This window comes from Gimesia sp., assembly GCF_048260065.1.
Taxonomy (GTDB): Bacteria; Planctomycetota; Planctomycetia; order Planctomycetales; family Planctomycetaceae; genus Gimesia.
Window position 1 is genome coordinate 138,316 of record NZ_JBLXHC010000018.1, and the last position, 19,591, is coordinate 157,906.

Annotated in this window: 15 protein-coding genes; 5 read left to right on the top strand and 10 right to left on the bottom strand. The window is 52.5% G+C overall.

Annotated features, from left to right (window positions below; all coding sequences use genetic code 11):
• The first annotated feature begins 29 nt into the window (after positions 1-29).
• Positions 30-1,064: a PDZ domain-containing protein gene (locus ACN0YN_RS26190; protein ID WP_417387983.1), complete on the top strand. Its 1,035-nt coding sequence runs from the start codon at positions 30-32 to the stop codon at positions 1,062-1,064.
• Positions 1,065-1,072: 8 nt separating this feature from the next.
• Here ACN0YN_RS26190 and ACN0YN_RS26195 read toward each other — a convergent pair whose 3' ends face one another.
• From ACN0YN_RS26195 to acs, 5 genes are all read right to left on the bottom strand, one after another.
• The gene (locus ACN0YN_RS26195) at positions 1,073-2,509 is read right to left on the bottom strand and encodes a neutral/alkaline non-lysosomal ceramidase N-terminal domain-containing protein (protein WP_417387984.1); all 1,437 of its coding nucleotides are present in this window, start codon (positions 2,507-2,509) and stop codon (positions 1,073-1,075) included.
• A 110-nt stretch (positions 2,510-2,619) separates the two neighbouring features.
• Positions 2,620-4,479, bottom strand: a complete 1,860-nt coding sequence (locus ACN0YN_RS26200) for a glycoside hydrolase family 88 protein (RefSeq protein WP_417387985.1) — start codon at positions 4,477-4,479, stop codon at positions 2,620-2,622.
• Positions 4,480-4,607: 128 nt separating this feature from the next.
• On the bottom strand, positions 4,608-6,116 hold the full coding sequence (locus tag ACN0YN_RS26205; protein ID WP_417387986.1) for a PKD domain-containing protein: 1,509 nt from the start codon (positions 6,114-6,116) through the stop codon (positions 4,608-4,610).
• A gap of 34 nt (positions 6,117-6,150) precedes the next feature.
• Positions 6,151-6,933, bottom strand: a complete 783-nt coding sequence (gene larB, locus ACN0YN_RS26210; RefSeq protein WP_417387987.1) for a nickel pincer cofactor biosynthesis protein LarB — start codon at positions 6,931-6,933, stop codon at positions 6,151-6,153.
• 127 nt (positions 6,934-7,060) lie between these two features.
• On the bottom strand, positions 7,061-9,016 hold the full coding sequence (gene acs / locus ACN0YN_RS26215; RefSeq protein WP_417387988.1) for an acetate--CoA ligase: 1,956 nt from the start codon (positions 9,014-9,016) through the stop codon (positions 7,061-7,063).
• Positions 9,017-9,542: 526 nt separating this feature from the next.
• Between acs and ACN0YN_RS26220 the strand changes: the two genes are divergently transcribed.
• Complete coding sequence (locus ACN0YN_RS26220; protein ID WP_417387989.1) at positions 9,543-10,661, top strand: acyltransferase family protein; 1,119 nt, start codon at positions 9,543-9,545, stop codon at positions 10,659-10,661.
• Between the two features lie 14 nt (positions 10,662-10,675).
• Here the strand turns inward: ACN0YN_RS26220 and ACN0YN_RS26225 are convergent, their stop codons facing one another.
• A complete protein-coding gene (locus ACN0YN_RS26225) occupies positions 10,676-11,407 on the bottom strand; it encodes a phytanoyl-CoA dioxygenase family protein (RefSeq protein WP_417387990.1) in 732 nt (243 codons plus the stop codon).
• A gap of 241 nt (positions 11,408-11,648) precedes the next feature.
• Between ACN0YN_RS26225 and ACN0YN_RS26230 the strand changes: the two genes are divergently transcribed.
• Together ACN0YN_RS26230 and ACN0YN_RS26235 are read left to right on the top strand one after the other, a co-directional pair.
• A complete protein-coding gene (locus ACN0YN_RS26230; protein ID WP_417387991.1) occupies positions 11,649-12,611 on the top strand; it encodes a DUF1559 domain-containing protein in 963 nt (320 codons plus the stop codon).
• Entirely contained in the window at positions 12,608-13,027 is a 420-nt protein-coding gene (locus tag ACN0YN_RS26235) for a hypothetical protein (protein ID WP_417387992.1), read from the top strand. The genes ACN0YN_RS26230 and ACN0YN_RS26235 overlap by 4 nt, the downstream gene beginning before the upstream one ends.
• A gap of 2 nt (positions 13,028-13,029) precedes the next feature.
• Here ACN0YN_RS26235 and ACN0YN_RS26240 read toward each other — a convergent pair whose 3' ends face one another.
• From ACN0YN_RS26240 to ACN0YN_RS26255, 4 genes are all read right to left on the bottom strand, one after another.
• Positions 13,030-14,007: a cell division protein FtsQ/DivIB gene (locus ACN0YN_RS26240; protein ID WP_417387993.1), complete on the bottom strand. Its 978-nt coding sequence runs from the start codon at positions 14,005-14,007 to the stop codon at positions 13,030-13,032.
• Between the two features lie 294 nt (positions 14,008-14,301).
• A complete protein-coding gene (locus ACN0YN_RS26245) occupies positions 14,302-15,264 on the bottom strand; it encodes a D-alanine--D-alanine ligase (protein WP_417387994.1) in 963 nt (320 codons plus the stop codon).
• Positions 15,265-15,436: 172 nt separating this feature from the next.
• Positions 15,437-17,650 (bottom strand): site-2 protease family protein, encoded by a 2,214-nt coding sequence (locus tag ACN0YN_RS26250; RefSeq protein ID WP_417387995.1) that lies wholly within the window; start codon positions 17,648-17,650, stop codon positions 15,437-15,439.
• Between the two features lie 34 nt (positions 17,651-17,684).
• Positions 17,685-18,581 carry an efflux RND transporter periplasmic adaptor subunit gene (locus ACN0YN_RS26255; protein ID WP_417387996.1) on the bottom strand — a complete coding sequence of 299 codons (897 nt, stop codon included), beginning with the start codon at positions 18,579-18,581 and terminating at the stop codon, positions 17,685-17,687.
• A 323-nt stretch (positions 18,582-18,904) separates the two neighbouring features.
• Here ACN0YN_RS26255 and ACN0YN_RS26260 point away from each other — a divergent pair, with 323 nt between their 5' ends.
• Positions 18,905-19,561, top strand: a complete 657-nt coding sequence (locus tag ACN0YN_RS26260; protein ID WP_417387997.1) for a hypothetical protein — start codon at positions 18,905-18,907, stop codon at positions 19,559-19,561.
• The last annotated feature ends 30 nt before the right edge of the window (positions 19,562-19,591 follow it).

A 19,591-nucleotide genomic window follows, 5' to 3' on the forward strand; every position in this document is an offset into this window, starting at 1 on the left:
GACAGGATTTTAGAAGAGGTACAAACCCGATGAAAACCCGCTTGATTCTGCTGACAGGTTTTGCACTCTGGCTGGCATCTTGCTTCTGTACTGCAGAAGTGTACGCCAAAGACGAAGCGCAACCGTTGCCTCAGCAGGCCATCGACTACATTCTCGATCTCGAAAGCGATGATTTTCAGACACGTCAGCAGGCCACGCAGAAACTGCCTGAATACGGCGAGCAGATTATTCCCCCGCTGTTGAAAGTGACACAGGGGGACAGCCTGGAAGCAGCAGTGCGTGCGATTCTGGTGATCGAGCAGGTTTACATTCAGGGAAAAGAAAAATCAGTAGGGCAGGCTGAAGACGCGCTGGAACAACTGGCCCATGCCAGAAATCCTTCCGTCGCCATTCGTGCGGAAGAAGCCATCGATCGTCACGCCGATATTCGCGAAAAACGGGCCGTCCGCGAAATCACAAAACTGGGCGGCAAAGTCATTTTCTGGACAGCCGAAGACATTGCCAGAACACCCGGCGCCAGTACACGGGAACCAGGTCAGGTCCGTTACATTGTGCTGGGTGAGAAGTGGTGGTCCGGGAATGAAAAAGCACCAGCAGTCACTGAAACAGGTGGCAAAGAAAAGAAAGCGGCAGAACCGACAGGTGCGAACGAACGCGGTCTGCGATTTATCAAACGGATCAGAAATCTGGAAACGCTGTACATGATCAAGGGGAATACGATTCCGGAACTGGCCATGGATGATTTGATGAAAGCGCTTCCCTCAACCCGTTTCCAGACACGCGACAGCGATGCGATGCTGGGAATCTCCTCTTCGCAGGCAGGCGCCGTCGAAACAGATGGTTGTCTGGTCGGTGATGTCAGCGAAGGGCTGGCAGCGGCGAAAGCAGGCATCCAGTCCGGTGACCGTATCGTGCAGTTCGGCGATCACAAAGTGGATAGTTTTAACAGCCTGGTGGATCTCATCGGCAAAAAAGAAGCCGGCGATACAGTGGAAGTCCTGCTGATTCGAAACGGCAAACCGAAATCAGTCAGCGTGACACTCAGCAGCTGGCTCGAACGATAATCTCTGATTCAGTCATGCAACTGGTTGAGCAGTTTGAGGGCAGTCTGGCGAATCTTCGTTTCCGCGTCGATTTCCAGATAACTGCTGCGAGCCGGCCAGGTTTCATAGCCTCCCAAAGCATGCTGTTCGGGTGTCGGTAGATAGCCGCTCGAGCCATTCGCCAGTTCCATCGAGAAGGTGGCAGCGAACGGACTCTGATCTTTAATTGCCAGTCCGGTTTCCGTAAACACTTCGCAAGGCAGCCCCACGATTCCCAGATCGCCAATGCGGATTGCCTGGATCTTAATTTTTTCTGTCGCAGGATACTTACTCAGTTCAACCGCTTCGTTGGCATAAATCTTCGACCAGCTGTGCGCGGTTTTCTGTTGCGGATGTTCCAGAATTTCACGCGCCCACTTCAGGCGTTCGGCATCAGGTCGGCGAATTCCCAACTCAAGCTCCTGCTCCAGCATTTCAATCTTCAGGTTCGATTTGTAATTCAGCTGATCAATGACTTTCAGTGACTGTTCGGCAAACTGTTTGCCCGACTCTTCAATCCATTCAAACGCGGCGTATTTCTTCTGGTCCTGTTTCATCACCGCACCTACGTTTCCGCTCGTGCCATTGGAAAGCATGCCCACAAACGGAGGATGTGATTTCTCTGTCGTCAGTTTTTTCGCGAGGTGTCGGGCATAGGCGCCAAAATAGTCGGCACTGATCTGGCCTTTCTGATAACCGCCGCAATAGTGAATGCTCATGTTGCCCAGGACCGCCAGAGGTGTTCCGTCTCGATGCTGAACTGACAGGATGGAGCATTGCGGATCAATGGGAGCCGCGGGTTGAATGATAGAGTTGCTGCGCCCCGAGACCGACTTGATCTGTTCGCCGGCGACTCCGAACGGGTTTAAAGAAACGCTCCCTTTCTCTGCCAGAAATCGACGACAGGCGGCATACTTGCCGGCATCGAAGGAGCCCCAGGCGATTTGCGCCGGTGCGAGGTTCTGCTCTGCCTGGATAATCGCAGATGCCATCTGTTCAAGCAGCTGTTCGTAATAAGCGTCATCTTTCTCACTGGCGCGACCGTATGGTACGCGCGGGGCGGCATGCGTGTGCGTGCTGGTCATCAGAATGCGATCCACGGGCAGACCGATTTTTTCAAAGACGATCTGTTTCGCACGATCAAAGTAACTCCGCTCGACCATACACAGGTCGTTCACACAGATGGCAATGCGTGTGTTCCCGTCAGCGAGTACGAGTGCCCGTGAATAAATCCGATCGTGCACTCCGGTGACAGATCCATTTTTAGAGATGACGCCATCCAGCGACGTTCCCAGCGGAGGAGTAATATCAACAGCAGCAGCGCCAGCCTGCAGACCGGTGGTCTCCGCCTGTGCTTCGCGGGCAGTCACGGTCAGAAACAGAAAACAGGCAGGCAGGATCAATGTCAGGATGATGCGGGGCAGCATGCGGGACCTCTCAAAATGATTCAATGATGAAAAGAGCGTCGTTTCCAGCATACACGATACAGAAGCTGTTTTTCCAGAACAGAGCCGGGATTTGACGAAGCCCCGATGGATTAATTCTGTTTCTGCTGTGCGGCGTTGTCGCGTTCATTCAGCCACTGTGCCATTTCGTTAGAGACGATGAACGCCATCGCACCGCCGCGGGCATCATTGCCGAGAATGGCGGTCCGATCCAGATAGCCACGCAGGTCTTTCTGCTTGCCGGTTCCCGTGCAGACATCGACGAGTGTGCCATCGAAGGCAACACGGGTTTTGATGCCATTCCAGGCGCGTTCAATGATCGGCGTATAGATTTTTTCATCCAGCCAGCCTTCGCGCACGCCACGAATCATCGAGAATGTGATCATACAGGTGGAAGTCATCTCGCGATAACTTTCCGGATGATCAATGACCTGATGCCACATACCGGTCGGGTCCTGATGTTTGCTCAACGCCTCCAGATGTTTTCGATGCCCTTCCACAAACTGTTTCCGCAGTGGTGAATTCAAGGGGAGTTCTGACAGGACTAATGCCAGTCCCAGAGCCGGAAAGCCGTTTCCGCGTCCCCAGGCCGCTTCACTGAGGGGGGAATTCTGATAGATGCCGTCCGGTCGCTGATCCATCTTCTGAATGAACCGCCAGTGCTTCAGCGCCATCTCATAGTATTTGGGGTCCCTGGTGAGCCGACCGACGGCCGCCAGGATCGGGCAGGACATGAAAACCGCATCGCTCATCTCCACATGATGGGGCATCGACTCTTTCATGTTTCCCTGCTCGTCAAAGCCGAGGTCAGCCGCCTGTTTCGCATATTTCAGATAGTCGAGATTACCGGTTGCTTTTGTCAGTTCGGAAAACAGCAGATGCCCGGCGATGACAGATCCGCCCCCTTTGTTATCGAGTGGCTGCGGATTCTTTTTCAGATAATCCTGCGTGATCTTTTCCACGTGTGGCAGTCGACTGTGGTCGTCCGTCAGTTCGCCTAAACGGATCTGGCTGATCAGGGAGAGTACCGGAAGATACGAGAGCCGTCCCAGGTCGTTGCCATACACTTTTGACAGTTGCGTAGCGACCTGAATCGGAGTGCGTTGCTGACGTCGCATCAACTCCAGCCGGGCCGGGGAAGGGCTCTGAAAAGAACTTTTTTCCATTGCGGTCAGCAATTCGGGAAGAAACGCACGAGGACTGCTCGCATCCAGTTCGACTGCTAAAGCGGGCACGCGGCCTACGTTCGACGGTGATTTGAAAGCGAGTGCTGAAATCAGTTCCCACCCGAACACCGGGCGGATTTGGGGAGCCAGCAGTTTGCCCAGTCTCTGGACGACAGGCAAGCTGTCGACGGGGACCACCCATTCAAACTGTTTGCCTTCGCGGACATCGAGTACCAGGTCCGGGGCATGCATTCCGATCCAGCGCCACAGGTATTCGGACTCGGGTTTGGTCGGGCTGAGGTAGGAGTCTCCCAGTGGTGGGTAGCCTGTTGTGGGATTTCCTCCCGAAGCATTTTTAGGACCCTGTTTCAATACCCAGCCATCCGGGTTGGCGATGGGAACCGCGGACAGCGAAAATTTTTCCCGTAGTGGTGCGGCGACATCAGCCGAATAAAACCATTCGACCGCTTCGATCACTGCGTTCACGGAGTCCTTCGAGCCATCCAGTCCCCCAATCAGCAGGATCCGGGTTTTGCCCGTATGAAAGTTCAGATCGTCGGCAGAGAAGACACAGGGGATCGGTGTTTCTTTACGGGTGACACCGATGGCAGAGTGAATCAACGCCGGCTGTTTTTTTAAAGGTTCCAGTTTCTGCTGGACGGCCGATTTGAAATCGACAGAGGCTTCCGGTTTGTCTGCATGGACGGGATCTGCAAACAGAGAGACTGGTTGAACAGACAGCAGAGTCACAAGCATCAGGCAGAGTGTCAGCAGTGGCAGTTTCATGGCAGGCAGAATCCAGGCAGGGAAATCAGGAAGAATGAAAGTGAAAACAGTGGCTCACAATTATTGTAAAACTGCTGCAGAGCAAATGCCAGCAGAGAACTCGATTCCCTTTGAAAAGCAATCTCGAATTACGGTTCTACCCGCACGTGCAGGCGTGTCTCTGCTTTCACACCATCTTCGCGACTGCGTTCGACCTTCACCAGGTAGTCGCCTGGTTTCTGATAGGTGTGTTTTGTGATCGCGTAGCCGTCTTCGTTGAGCGGCTTCACGTTACCGTCTGATTTGACACTGACGGTCGGGCTGCCGTCGCCGAAGTCCCAGGTCTCTTCGCCGAACGTGTTGTTGAACGAACGGACTTTGAAGGTGATCGGTTCGCCAACTTTATTCTGCAGCGAAGGCCAGTAACTCGCATGAATCCGGGGGACGTAATGTTCCCGGTCCGCGGGGTCCAGTACCTGCACTTCTGCAAAATCGTAGTCGACGTTGCCTGCTTTGTCCGTGACTTTGAGAACTTCACTATAGATGCCGGGCGAAGGGTATTTGCGTTTGACAACCGGGCCCCGGGCAGTTGAGCCATCACTGAAGGTCCATTCGTACTTTACGATGCTGTCGTCTGCGCTGTAAGACTGATCTCCGCGGAGCGTCACCGTCTCATTCGGTAAGATAAAATGTTTGCGGCGGGTGTTGGCTACCAGTCTGGGCTCGTACTGATTGCGATATGCTTCCCAGATAAACGGATAGCCTGCCTGCGTGCCCCATTTGCCTGAGGGTTGGCGGCTTTTGATTTCAAAATGCAGATGCGACCAGCCGCCGCTGGCTCCTTTTTTTCCGAGGATGCCTATTTCTTCCCCCTGTTTGATAATGCGTCCCGGTTTGATGCGATCGTTGATTTGATGCAGATGACTGTAGCGGTAATACCAGCCCCGGGTATCGAGGAGATAGACGACATCATACCGTGGTGCAACCGGTGTATCTTTTTTGTGGGCATCCAGCACCTGGTCACCGGCTGAAACCACAATTCCATCGGTAGCCGCGATGACGCGCGTCAGCTTCTCGGCACCGCCGATATCGAGACCGCTGTGATAATAAATTTTCGGCAGGATTTCATGTCCGCCGTCGACCGGCTCATTGTCGTACCAGGTACGGGTTGCAAACCAGCGCTGTTCCACCGGGTAGATAAACGAACCCGGTTTGATCAAGGGAGAATCTTTCGGCCAGAAACGCAGGCGGGCATCTTTGTCGAGTCCCCAGAACGAGGGGGTGCCGTTCGAGTTGTAACCGCTGGTAATCGAACAGTCGATCTGCACTTTGCCAATCGTCTGCGGCAGATTGTACATGCCGGACTCCAGCTTGATCGGTTTGCCGTCCACTTCAACGGTTACGATGGCACTGCGAACGGCATTACGGATGGGATCGCGGGTTTCCTTAAGGTCGAGTAATTTAACCTGTACCTGTTCGCCGTTACTGAGTGTGACTGTTGTGGACTCGCCGACATTCAGATCGACAACACGGACGATCGGGGCAAATTCCGGATCGATTTCCGGGTCCGCAGCCGGGAGAGTTGCAACCTGAGTATGAAAACAGATTACCGTGAAGAGGAGGAGACAGCACTTATATCGCAGGGAAGAGTTCAACATGGCAGGGCTCTCTGGGTTGAGTCGGGGGCGCGCATCAGGAAGTTGTCTGTTTCTGGTCGGCAATCAGGCCGGCGATAAAACCGGCTTTGAAGCCAGCATTGATATTAACCACAGTCACATTCGCAGCACAACTGTTGAGCATGCCCAGCAGTGCCGTCATGCCTCCCAGGCTGGCGCCGTAACCGACGCTGGTGGGAACCGCGATGACCGGGCAGGAGACCCAGCCTCCCACAACAGACGGCAGTGCGCCTTCCATGCCGGCAGCAACAATGATGGCAGAGACATTCTGAATGCGCGGCAGTTGTTCGTGCAGACGGTGTGGACCGGCGACCCCGACATCAACGATGAAGTCCGGTTCATAACCCATCCAGATCAGTGTTTCGATGGCTTCTTCCGCTACGGGACGGTCACTGGTGCCTGCAGTCAGGACGGCGATTTTCCCGGAGATCAGTTCTTCATCGAAGGCAGCGTCTTTTTCAGGGATGCGAATCGTGCGGGCGGTCTGATTGTAGATCGCCTGGGGGAACTGTTTGAGTACGGTTTCGGCCTGTTCTTCTGAAATGCGTGTTCCCAGGCAGCGTTGTTTTGCTTCCAGCAGCAGCGTGAAAATTTCCACCAGGGAAGCAGATGTTTTGCCTTCGCAGTAGACGACTTCGGGATAGCCACAACGTGAGTTGCGATCCAGGTCGATGCTCGCGGAAGCGAGTGCGCCTGTTTTTTGAGACGTCTGACCCTGGAGCTGTTCGACAGCCTGTTCCACGGAGAGCGCCCCCTGACGGACCTGCTCAAACAGTTGTGAAAGCTGGTCATCGGACATCAGAATACCTCAATTCGACTGCGATAAAGAAACAGCAGGATGGTCGAAGTCCGGCCATCCTGCGGAATTGTGTTTTGCGTGAAAACAGATCACGGTTTCAAGTTGCTGACTGACGCAACCTGAAAGATCAGTCTTCGCTTTTACTTAAATTGGCGATCACTGAGAAGTCTTCCAGTGTGGTCGTATCGCCGGTACTTTCCCGGCCGGCAGCGATGTCTCGCAGCAGACGTCGCATGATTTTACCACTGCGGGTTTTGGGAAGTGCAGCAGCAAACCGGATCTGATCGGGGGTCGCAACGACGCCAATCTGGGTGCGCACGTGCTGTTTCAGTTCTTCTTTCAGTTCGTCCGTACTATCGTCTGTTTTCAGAGAGACAAAGCAGCAGATGCCTTCCCCTTTGAGTTCGTGCGGGAAGCCGACGACGGCAGCTTCCGCCACTTTCGGATGCGAGACGAGAGCGCTTTCCACTTCCATGGTACTCAGGCGGTGACCGGAAACATTGATCACATCATCGATGCGCCCCATGATCCAGTAGTAACCATCTTCATCCCGGCGGGCACTGTCGCCAGCCAGGTAACAACCGGGGATCGTGCTGAAATAGACTTCTTTGAATCGTTCGTGGTCGCCGTACAGGGTGCGTAGCATGTGAGGCCAGGGTTGACGCATTACAAGCAGACCGCCCTGGTTGTCGCCCAGGCTTTCCCCTTCTGCTGTCACAATGTCAGGTACGACGCCAGGCAGAGGAGTCGTACAGCTACCGGGTTTCGTAGCAGTGACGCCGGGCAGCGGGCTCATCATGATGCCGCCGGTTTCGGTCTGCCACCAGGTATCAACGATCGGGCAGCGTTCCTGACCGATGACGGTGTGATACCACATCCAGGCTTCCGGATTGATCGGCTCGCCGACGGTTCCCAGCAGACGCAGGCTGGACAGATCGTATTTGTTCGGCCATTCATCGCCCCATTTAATGAAGGCGCGAATCGCCGTTGGTGCGGTATAGAAAATGTTGACCTGGTACTTTTCGACGATTTCCCAGAAGCGACCTTCATCGGGCCAGTTGGGAGCACCTTCATACATCACGGTGGTAGCACCGTTGGCCAGCGGGCCGTAAACGATGTAGCTGTGACCGGTGATCCAGCCGATGTCGGCGGTACACCAGTAGGTATCGTCTTCTTTCAGATCGAAGACCCAGTGGGAGGTCATTTTGGCTCCCAGCAGGTAACCGCCGGTAGAGTGTTGTACGCCCTTGGGTTTGCCGGTACTTCCGGAGGTGTAGAGAATGAACAGCGGGTGTTCGCTGTCGAGCTCGACGGGATCACATTCAGGCGAAGCATCTTCCATCAGGTCGTGCCACCAGTAATCACGATCGGGGACCATGTCCACTTCGCAGCCCGTGCGTCTATAAACGACGACTTTTTCCACACTGGGAGATTTTTCCAGGCTCTGATCGACGGCTTCCTTGAGCGGAATGTTTTTACCGCGTCGCCAGCCACCATCGGCGGTGATGACCAGTTTTGCCTGGGCATCGTTGTTGCGGTCTGCGATTGCGTCGGCACTGAAACCACCAAAGATGATCGAATGCGTGGCGCCAATACGGGAACAGGCCAGCATGGCAATCGCGAGTTCAGGAACCATGGGCATATAGAGTGTGACGCGGTCGCCGGTTTCGACGCCGAGCTTTTTCAGGCAGTTTGCAAATTTGCAGACTTCGCGGTACAGATCCTGGTAACGCAGTACGCGGGTGTCGCCTGGTTCGCCTTCCCAGATAATCGCGGCTTTGTTCTTGCGCCAGCTGTCCAGGTGACGGTCGATGCAGTTCACGGAAGCATTGATCTTGCCCCCTTTGAACCATTTGGTTTCGGGCATTTCGCCTTCGAGGACACTCTCGTAAGGCTGAGACCATTCCAGGTCCTGTGCCAGATCGCCCCAGAAGCCGGCAGGATCATCTTTGGCCCGGTTCCAGAGTTCTTCGTATTGTTCTTTGCTCGAAATATTAGCCTGTTCCACAAACTCGGCTGGCGGCGGAAATGATCGAGTTTCCTGAAGCACACTTTCAATGTTTTCGTTAGCCTGGTCACTCATCGTTGTCATTCCCCTTTGTTTTATTTGGCGAGCGAAATAAGAACCGAAAATGTGGATCAGCTACCTGTTTGTATCAGGACCGCCGATTCGATTCTCTCCCTGTGTCTTTCTAAAGAATTAATAAACAATGCTAAGATAGCGATTTTAGGGCACTGTTTTTTTGAAGTCAACAAACGGACAATCGCTTCCTCAGATAACGGAACAGCGTTGTTGAATACCTTATCTAAGCGTCAAAACGCGGAAAATCAAGCGGGACGGGGTGCACAAGTCACTTTAAATTCGGGGAAAGACTCTCTGGCTCCTGTTTTCTTCCCGAATTGGTCTGTTTTCTCGCCGCTTGTGATATCTGTACGAATAATCGCTATAACGAGAACCGTTTAATTCGAGATCGTCTTAAACGCCCTGTTGCGGAACTTACTTCTTGCCTGTGATTCCGCTCCCTGTTTAAAAAAGGGTCGTGGAATATAGGCGCATGCTCAGTAGAAAGTTCGTGTAGTCGTTTGCTCACAACGGTGTTGTCAGAGATATGAAATCATCTAGCGGAAAATATTTTATCGGATTGGATCATCTCCGGGCGCTGGCTGCGTTCATGGTATTTTCCTGGCATTTCATTCACGAAAAAATCCCTTTCGAGTATGTCCCTTCTTTTTATCCAGTCTCACTGATTAACGAAGGTCACACAGGCGTTTCCCTGTTTATGACACTTAGTGGTTATCTGTTTGCAAAACTGCTGGAAGGCAAACGAATTCGCTATCTTCCTTTTTTGTGGAACCGTTTTTTAAGGCTGGCACCACTACTGTGTGTGGTCTGTGTTTTGTATGGGGTCACTATTTATAACTCTGGTCAAAGCCTCACACGCTATTACAAAACCCTGATTGAAGGCATTATCTTTCCAACACTGCCGAACGGGGGATGGTCGATTACGGTTGAATTCCATTTTTACCTGATGTTGCCTCTTCTCCTGTTTCTTGCCCGGAAGTCAAAATACTCATTGGGAATGATCGTCTGTTGTACCGTGCTTCTCAGATTGGCACTCTCGCTTACAGTGGGCAGAATTCAAGTGTATTCTTACTTCACAATAATCGGGCACATTGATCAGTTCCTGCTGGGCATGCTTGCCTTCCAGCTTCGTTCCTGGATTAAAGGGCGTCATATACTCGTGCTGAGTGGTCTGACTGCTTTCATACTCTTCTACTGGTATTTTGATGCTGCGGGAGGATTTTATCACAACCCCGCTTATCCATCGAATAATCTGGTCTGGGTTTATCTCCCGACTCTGGAGGGACTGGCATATGGTTTACTGATTGCCTGGTACGACAACTCGTTCTCGCATTCCCAAAATATTCTTTCCCGTTTCATCGCAATGATTGGGGTGTATTCGTATTCAATCTATCTGCTGCACTTCTTTACTTACAGGTTTTTGAGTTTCATTCTGGGCAGGTACCTGATGCCTGTTACAAACTTCTATATTGCGTTCGTTTATTCGATCATCGGTTTTTTAATAATGGTTCCGATTGCACATTTAAGCTACCGCTATATCGAGTCACCGTTTCTGAAACTGCGGACGAACTACCTGGTTGATGAGACGACAGTTCCTGCTTCAGATGAGAACACGGAACCATTGAAAGAAATGTCAGAAGCATAAGTTCCATTCAATGTTCAGTTTGCTCCTGCTTCCATCAGTGCCCGGGCTTTCTGATAGGCGGCTTTCATTTCCGGTGACTCCCGGGTGTGTTCGCCGCGAAAAACGAGCAACAGTCCCAGACGGGGAAAATCGCTGACATTAGGGGCGCTGAAGTGGATTGTCTGACTGTGATGGATCAGGATATCACCCGCCTTTAACAGGGCCGCACTCGCCTGCGTTTCATCGACTGTTTCCGCCAGTCCGAAGGAATTGCCTTTCACGCCGGAAGGGACATGTTCAGAGACCCCTTGAGTATGAGAACCGGGCAGATAATGCACAGGGCCGTTCTCCGGTGTCACATCATCCATCGCGATCCAGACGGTGAGTACATCCGGCGGTTCCTGACAGAAATAAGCATTGTCCTGATGCGGGGGGACTCCTGATCCTACCTTAGCCGGTTTGTTGAAGGTTTCGACTCCCATGCAGGTCGGCGTGCCATTCACCAGATCGGCAATCAGTGCCTGCAGTCGTTCTTCTGCAGGGAGTTTTGTAAAGAAGGGATCATGAGTCTGCATTCGCCAGCAGTTGCGAATGGCGCTACCGTCCGCTTCGAAGACGACGTCACTTTCAGGCAACCCAGGCACGATTTCCCGATTATAGTGTTCAATCGCTGTTCTGATTTCAGCCAGTTCCTCACTCGAGTACCAGGCGGGAAGATGCACAAATCCCTGTTCCCGATAATGTCGGACGACTTCTTCTTGATTCATCTTAACTCTCCTGTCTGAAATGGTTTTCAGTCCCTGACGACTGGCGCGACTCCATTATAAAAAGGCAATTCCCACTTTCCGCATGAAAATGCCGCTTTGCAGCAGAAAATACGTTTCATACAAAAGTCTGAAAATATGTCCTTGATTTAGTCAAATGTTCTATTAGTATAGTTTACTTAATAGGAATGGTGTGACAGGGCTCATGTCAACCTCTGTAAAGATTCACTTCAGGATTTTTTACATGAGCTCTCACAGAAGACAACAGCGTGGCTTCACGCTGATTGAATTATTAGTTGTCATTGCCATTATTGCGATTCTCATTGCGCTGCTGTTGCCGGCGGTCCAGCAGGCCCGTGAAGCTGCACGTCGTTCCACCTGCAAAAACAAGCTGAAGCAGCTGGGGCTGGCACTCCACAATTATCACGATACCTTCAATCGTCTGCCTCCCGCTTACATCGAAACCGCGGCCCGTCGTGGCTCATCGGGGGGAACCTGTACGACCGGTGGAACACGCTCTGCCCCCTGGACGATTCTGATCTTACCCTACATCGAACAGTCCACACTCTATAACAAGTTTGATTTCAACGCGAGGTTTCGTAACCTGCAGAATGGAACCGGGGACGCGGTGAACGAGACCCTGCAGGAACAGCGAAACGCCAACTTCGAATGTCCGTCCGATCCGAATTCGAATGAATCCCTGGCCAATAACAATTACCTGGGGGTACAGGGGGGCGGCGACTACACCGCGATGGCTGTGATCGGGAAAGCCTGCCGGGCATATAATATCCGCACGTATTTCTTCAATGGGATTTTTTATTCTGACTCCAGTACCCGCATGCGTGATATTACCGATGGTTCTTCGAACGTCTTCATGATCGGAGAGAGTCGCTATCAGACGCTCTGGGCGAGCAGCGGTTCAGCAGCAACCTACTGGATGACCTGGGCGACGACCTCCTGGGGAGATGCACCAGCTCAGGTGGGGGGCACTTATTTGCCAATCAACGGTTCTTCGTTCGTCCCGCATCGAGACGGTTACAAACTGGAAGTCGCGACTTCTTATTTTGGCAGCAACCATATCGGAGGAGCCCACTTTCTGATGGGTGATGGCTCCGTACATTTCATCAGTGAAAATATCGATCTGAGCACTTATCAGACCCTGGGAATCATTGCAGACGGCCTGCCTGTGGGAGGATATGCATTTTGAACTATCAACTTATGAGATCGAAATGGTACTGCTGGTTGAGTCTGGGATTCAGTTGCCTGTTGCTGACTGCCTGTGGCGCGAGTTCGTCAGGTCCGGAACGTTTCGTGCTTTCAGGGGAGGTGCTGCATAACGGTCAACCAGTGCCAGCGGGACAGGTCATCCTGATGCCTGATACGGCGAAGGGAAATCAGGGGCCAGGTGCCGTCGGTACGATTGAAAATGGTCGCTGGCATACCGATCCGGAAAAAGGCCCTGTTTCGGGCCCGCATATCGCGATGTTGAACGGATACGCTTCAGCCGAAGCGACGATCCCGGGCGGCGATCCTCCGATGTTATTTACCGAATATAAAACGGAGATCGATGTGACCAAGGACGCATCGGATGTGAATTTTGATGTCACCGTGAAAGGCAAATAAATTCAGCGACGCATCAGGGTCCGTTGACTGCTCTGCTGTTTGAGCGGGCGTCGGGAGATTTCCTGCCAGTGGCGAATGTCGATTTCATAGGGACCATGCGGGCGGTCAAAGCCGCCGTAATCCCGATAGTATTTTTCCAGCTTACCGATTTTCTGATCGACGCGTAATTCACCCCGACGCTGGCTTTTGGGTGAGCGACCCCACACAATTTCCGAACCGCCGGTCGTGATCAGTCGATAGATCAGATCATCCAGAGTGACGTCGGCAGCCACGCGTGGCGGTGCTTCAATGGAAACAATATCCAGTTCTTTCCAGTGGGGGCCCAATGCTTCTGCCAGCTGGGCCGCGCCCGTGACAGACAGGTCACCCCAGGAGGTGCCCGCGGGGCCGGCCGGGATTGAGCTGACCCCGGTGATGATCGGGAAGCGACGGGCATCGGAGACAGAAAAATCTTCAGGCGGTAATAGAACTCCCGCGTTGTCGACCGGATACAGTCCCTGTTTCAGTTCCACCATCGCTGCCGGCTTGCGAAACTGAATTTCGACTTCCACCGTGTTTGTCTTGCGGACGGAAATGACTTTCTCTACCCAGGGATGTTTCTGGAAGGCATCCGCAATCTTTAGTACCAGCCCCTGATCGAGCAGGGAGACGCGCGCAGGTAATTCGCTGCGTCTGATGACCTGGTCGACGATGTCGATCGGGACATAATGCGGGGGTGCCGGCTGCAGGGAGAGTTCTTTAGTTTCAATCTGGTATTCTTCGCGCTGGGACAGGTCGGGAATCTGTTCTTTCACTTTCTGAAAGAAGAACAGGCCGGTCACGACTGCCGCCAGAACCAGCAGCACTTTAGGGCGAAACAACAGGCGGATCAATGACGAAGGGCTCAACAGGGAAGGCGTTTCTTCCAGTGTTTCCTCTTCTTCTTCGACCACTTCGACCTTCTTTTTAACAGGTCGTTTTTTGCTTGTTTTTCGACTCATGTGCTCTGGTTTATTGTGGACCTTTGACAAATCATCGGGCTGCGAACCGCAGTAGATCGGGGGTAGACTGTATCCAGTTTTACTGTAGCGTCTCCAGGGCCATTTGGACCGAGTATATGAGATTGAGAGACGCTATGGTTAAATGTGATGCACTCTAGAAGAACAGTAGACCGCCCGCTGCGTCTGCGCACGGTCTCTGTATGATAATTATCGCAAATTGAAGCGGTCTGTGTTGCGACGCACACCGAAAAACAGGGGTTTCCTCAGCGAATCAGGCCGACTGGTGAAACTTTATCAATTTTGCGGGCGGGTGGTTGCTTTTTTCAGGCAGTTGACCAGTGCCTGTTCACACAGTTCACCAAAATCGATGCCGGCCTTAGCAGCCGCTTTGGGGACCAGACTGTGATCGGTAAACCCGGGAATCGTATTCACTTCCAGGACCCAGGGCTGCTGGAAACGGTCGACCAGCAGATCGACGCGCACAATCCCGGTTGTGCCCAAAGCTGTGCAGGCATTGGCCCCGGTTTTGAGAATGGTCTGAATCACATTGGTTGGCAGATCAAATTCAAACAGGTATTGTGTCGAATCTTCAATGTACTTGGCTTCGTAGTCAAAAAATTCGTGAGGCGTCTGAATCTGAATCAGAGGCAGGACCTGATCATCAACGACCGTGACCGTCCACTCGGTCCCTTTGATGGCTGATTCCAGAATGCCGAACGAATCGTAATGGAAACATCTTGCCAGCGCCTGTGGCAGTTCTTCGGGAGTTTTCACAATCGTCACCCCCAGGCTGGAGCCCTGCGCATCGGGTTTGACGACCAGGGGATAGCCCATACTGCGGGCATGCTGTTCGATGCGACCGGCGTCGTCTGATTCGTGAATCAGCACATAAGAGGGTGTATTCACGTTGTGCTGGATAAAGCGTTCTTTCGAAGCCGATTTGCTGAATGCCAGTTTTGAAGTCGCGGCGTCGCAACCCGAGTAAGGGATGCCCAGTCGATCCAGCGTCGATTGAATCGTGCCGTCTTCACCATAGGTACCATGTAAGGCGATGAAGACAACGTCGCAGCCGGTCCAGTCAAAACTTTCCAGGTCCACCAGTGAGGGGTCAATGATTCTGACCTGATGCCCGCGCGAAGACAGAGCCCGCGCGACCGTCTCTCCACTTTTGAGGCTGATCTCGCATTCAGCCGATTCTCCACCTGAGAGAACCACAATGTTTAAAGTAGAAGAGGGATTCGTTTGTGAATCGGTCATCGGGAAGCCTCCTTGCCGCCGTCTGCTGGAAAAATATGTTGTCGTTATATTAATCGATCATCTGCTGTATTTGAGTCGCGGAATTTTAACAATTCTACCCGAATCTGCAAACGTTGATTCTCTATCTCACCAGAATGTCAAAACAGGAAGTTTGCAAAATATGCAGTATCACTTATTGGAAGAGGCGGATCGTCTTTCTGAGCTGGCGATACAGCTTTTTTCCCAGCGATTCAGGTGGCACAGCGATTTTGGCCTGGCCAGTTGAGTGAATCAGAGGTTGTTCGACCGGAGTTGCCAGCGTGACCAGAGCCAGATAGGAAGTGCTGCTGAGCTGCTGCTTTCCGGTGGAATCAACTTCGGTGGTGAGTTCTTCCCGATGGATCAGGTTGGGATGCAGATCATCCAGATCGATTTCCGCAATTTCCTGGATCGTACCCGTTAAGACTTCATTCGGGAATTCGTCCAGCAGGATTCGCACGCTCTGTCCCGGTTCGACAAATTCCACATGCTCCTGATCGACAATCAATCGCGCCTGCAGCTGATCGGGATTACCAAGCGAGCACAACCAGGTCCCCCGTTCCAGATAGCAGTTCCGGTTATCCGCATCAAAGGGGGAACCGGTCCAGGCGGGCAGGTCTGCTTCGTCCGGGTTTCCTGTCTTGCGTGGTGCCGGAATCAGTGTGCCTGCGACAGGGGCTTTCAAAGTGAGTCGACGCAGATCGGTTTGCTTTTGTTGTAACTGATCTTTCAGGTCGAGCAGTTGTTCCTGCGCGGTAGGGAGTTCCTGTGCCGCTTCCGGATCATCCAGCTGGCGGCGTTCGAGGGTCGCGATGCGAATTTCCTGTTCGCTGATCTGCCCGGTCAGCTTGAGAATGTCCTGTCTGATTTTTTCATTGGAAAGTTCTGCAATCACTGCGCCCTGCTCAATCGCGGTTTGCGGAGTGGTAATCGATTGCAGAAAACCGGGTGCAGTGATGTAAACATGTTTTGCATCTTTGAGCTCAATCAGAGCAGGTGCGGTCACCCGGTGAGGCAGTGGGGTCAGGAGCAGTCCCGCCAGAAACAGCAGCACGCATATGGAACGAATGCTGAAACGCCGCCATTGGATCTGGCCCGCTTTGGAATACGTTTGAATTTCAGTAGCGGCAGATTTCACAGGCACGATTAACATTCCCATCAACACAACGGTTCCCATCACCTGTGCGATGATTTCCAGGCCGTAAGGTTCCAGAACATAATAACAGACGGTCAGAATGGCGAACACGATAAACCAGCGATAAATGACCGAAGCAATGCCGTACACAAACAGAAAACGTCGGAGCCGTCTGGGTTCCTTGAGCAGCGTCTCTGCTTTGTGTCCGAAAAACCAGTGATGCAGTCGATTGGAAACAATCGTCTGTGCCCGCTGACGCAGGTTGGGAACTTCCACCAGATCAAGCAGAATATAATAGCCGTCGTAGCGCAGCAGCGGGTTCCCATTCAGCAGCAGTGTATTTACCGAGCAGACCACTACGATATTCAGGCAGAGTGAATGGAACAGCCCGGGATAGGAAAACCACCAGAGAAACACACAGACCGCCGAGATGATCAGTTCTACAAAGATCCCGGCGGAGCTCACGATGATCCGATGCCACTTGTCGCGCATAGTCCAGGCATCGCTTACGTTTACGTACAGGCACGGAATGAAGGCCAACAGCATCACTCCCAGTTCCCGGCACTCGCCTCCCAGCTGTTTACAGGCCAGCGCATGTCCCAGTTCATGCACGATTTTGACCAGAGCCAGGCTGCAGCCCAGCAGCACCAAATTTCGTGCTTCAAAAAAGGTGGCAAAGTCGGGAAGTTGAGATATGACCGCGTCCAGATGCGTACAAATCAATGTCACCGCTGCGCCCATCAGCACAAATACTGCCAGCAGGAACAGGGGGGTAAAACAGATCGCGGTCCACGGCTGCAGCCAGTTCAACAGGCGATGCGGGTCGATGCCGCGAAAGCGAATTGCCAGCGGGTTCATCCAGCGTGCGCGTCGTGCCTGCTGCAGTTTCTGCTGCTGACGGTCCAGCAGGATTTCCCCCTGACCAAAGGCGTCGGCGATGATCAGCCCCGACTGATGCAGCCGCGACAGGAAGCCCTGCAGATGGGAAGCCTGCAGTTTCTGAGGCAGAAACCGCTGTTCGTATTTTTTCCGAATCACATCGAAAGAGGCCCGCCCATCCAGTTGCTGCAGAATGAAATATTCTTCATCCCGCAGCTGATAATACTGGAGGGAAATCGGATCTTTTATGCCCCAGTATTTCTTTCCCCCAAACTGCAGCGGTTGCACATGCAGGTCGGCCCGCATTCTCAATCGCAGAGGCTGGTTCGAAAAATCTTGAGGACCGAACGACATGGTGGCTGGAGTCGCTTTCTGAATCGAACGGAGTTTATTTAATGATTAAGGAAGCCCGCATTCCCGGTTTCAGTTTGAGGTCCGGATTTTCGATCTCGGCCCAGACGCGTGTCTGGTTGTTGACCGGATTGACTTCGGGACTGACGAACGAAATTCTTCCCTGGAATTCCATGGTCTGTTTTGTGCCGGGATTCACAACCAGTGTGACCGGGCGATTCATCAGATCCTGTTCCTGCAGTCGCGAAGCGTTAATCAGTCCTTCGGCGCGCAGACGATCGAGTCTTAAAATTCGCAGGACGGTATCACCGGGGCGCACCCATTCGCCATTGCGAATCTGAATCTGCACGACCATGCCATTGATCGGTGAGACGACTTTTCGCCGTTGCACTGCCAGCGCGGCGATCTGCTCGGCGTTGCGTTTCAGGCTGGCTTCCAGTTGTGTCGTCTTACGTTCTTCGTCCGCCTGTTCGATTTCCAGTTCCGATTTTTCTGCAGTGAGCTTCAGACGATCGAGTTCGGTCTTGGAAATACTCTTGGGATATTTTTTGATCGAGTCTTCCGCCCGCTGCAGTTCTGCAATCGCGACTTCATGCGCTTTCCGGGCGAAGCGGAGATCGACGTCGTTGGCGGCTTTGAGTCGCGCCATTTCATATTCGAGTTTTGCCTGCTGTAACAGCAGCATCGCTTCGGAATCTTCGATCTGGGCCAGTATGTCGCCTTTTTCAACCGTCATTCCTTCTTTGACTTTGATCGAATTCAACTGGCCGACTTCCTGCGCAGGGACTTCCACTTCTTCGATCAGGCTGACCAGTACCGAATCAATCTTTAATTCGGATGTGCTCGTCGATTTATCGTCTGCCACAATCAGGGGCTGCTGCAAAAACAGTGACACGATGGTGAACAAAACAGGAATCGTGCGGGTGGCATTCATGGTATTCCCTTCCTTCTCAGAGGAAATCAGCAGGAATGGATGAAGTTAAAGTCAGTAACAGTCAGGATAAACGTTTCTTTCTCGTTGTGAGCCTCTCATACCACATCTTGTCAGGGATGACCATCTTAATTGACGTGACTCTGAGAGTTGTACGTGAAACGAGGCGGGGATCTACGGAGAACATTGTCAGAATACCCTATTTTTTGGCATCCTCAATTGAGCAGGGGCCAATGTGTGCGTTAAGATCGATCAGGAGGAAGCTATTCTCTGACCGTTCAAACAACAGATTTTATCGCACTTTTTGTTGCCAGGTACCCGTTTTTATGGATCAACGCTCAACCTTGAACTCACGACAGATCGATTCCCGCCGTTCCTTTTTGAAGACCGCCAGTGCTGCTGTCGCCGGCAGTTTTTTCGCGCCAGCCATCCTCGGTGCGGAAGACAAAGCAGGAAGCAAACCGCCTGTCCTGGGGGAAGGGGCATTTCAGTATGAAGCGATCCATAACTGGGGTGAGGTTCCCAAGCATATTCAATGGGGGGAAACGCATGGCGTCTGCGTCGATTCTGCGGGGCTGATTTATATCAAGCATCGTTCGAAAACGAAAACGCCCATGGATGCGATTGTGGTCTTTGATCCGGCTGGTAAATTCGTCCGCTCATTCGGCAAAGAATATCATGGGGGCGGACACGGGATTGATGTGCGCAAAGAAGGGAGCGACGAGTTTTTGTATCTCTCCGATACGAAACATGGCGTCGTGGCAAAGACGAGTCTGACTGGCGACGTTGTCTGGACCATCGGACGACCTGCCGCTCCCGAACACTACAAAGATCAGAAGCAGCGTTACAGCCCGACGAATATTGCCTTTGCTCCCGATGGGGGTTTTTATGTCGGCGATGGTTATGGTTCGCACTTCATCCACAAATACACAAAAGAGGGTGAAACTATGAAAGAAGGTCGAGCCGGTGGTGGTATTCTTTAACGCGTGGTAAACATAGTTTATTGAACCTTG

Bases quoted from the DNA above. Each gene is read 5' to 3' on its own strand.
- ACN0YN_RS26190 (WP_417387983.1), top strand. From the start codon at position 30: ATGAAAACCCGCTTGATTCTGCTGACAGGTTTTGCACTCTGGCTGGCA.
- ACN0YN_RS26195 (WP_417387984.1), bottom strand. From the start codon at position 2,509: ATGCTGCCCCGCATCATCCTGACATTGATCCTGCCTGCCTGTTTTCTG.
- ACN0YN_RS26200 (WP_417387985.1), bottom strand. From the start codon at position 4,479: ATGAAACTGCCACTGCTGACACTCTGCCTGATGCTTGTGACTCTGCTG.
- ACN0YN_RS26205 (WP_417387986.1), bottom strand. From the start codon at position 6,116: ATGTTGAACTCTTCCCTGCGATATAAGTGCTGTCTCCTCCTCTTCACG.
- larB (WP_417387987.1), bottom strand. From the start codon at position 6,933: ATGTCCGATGACCAGCTTTCACAACTGTTTGAGCAGGTCCGTCAGGGG.
- acs (WP_417387988.1), bottom strand. From the start codon at position 9,016: ATGAGTGACCAGGCTAACGAAAACATTGAAAGTGTGCTTCAGGAAACT.
- ACN0YN_RS26220 (WP_417387989.1), top strand. From the start codon at position 9,543: ATGAAATCATCTAGCGGAAAATATTTTATCGGATTGGATCATCTCCGG.
- ACN0YN_RS26225 (WP_417387990.1), bottom strand. From the start codon at position 11,407: ATGAATCAAGAAGAAGTCGTCCGACATTATCGGGAACAGGGATTTGTG.
- ACN0YN_RS26230 (WP_417387991.1), top strand. From the start codon at position 11,649: ATGAGCTCTCACAGAAGACAACAGCGTGGCTTCACGCTGATTGAATTA.
- ACN0YN_RS26240 (WP_417387993.1), bottom strand. From the start codon at position 14,007: ATGAGTCGAAAAACAAGCAAAAAACGACCTGTTAAAAAGAAGGTCGAA.
- ACN0YN_RS26245 (WP_417387994.1), bottom strand. From the start codon at position 15,264: ATGACCGATTCACAAACGAATCCCTCTTCTACTTTAAACATTGTGGTT.
- ACN0YN_RS26250 (WP_417387995.1), bottom strand. From the start codon at position 17,650: ATGTCGTTCGGTCCTCAAGATTTTTCGAACCAGCCTCTGCGATTGAGA.
- ACN0YN_RS26255 (WP_417387996.1), bottom strand. From the start codon at position 18,581: ATGAATGCCACCCGCACGATTCCTGTTTTGTTCACCATCGTGTCACTG.
- ACN0YN_RS26260 (WP_417387997.1), top strand. From the start codon at position 18,905: ATGGATCAACGCTCAACCTTGAACTCACGACAGATCGATTCCCGCCGT.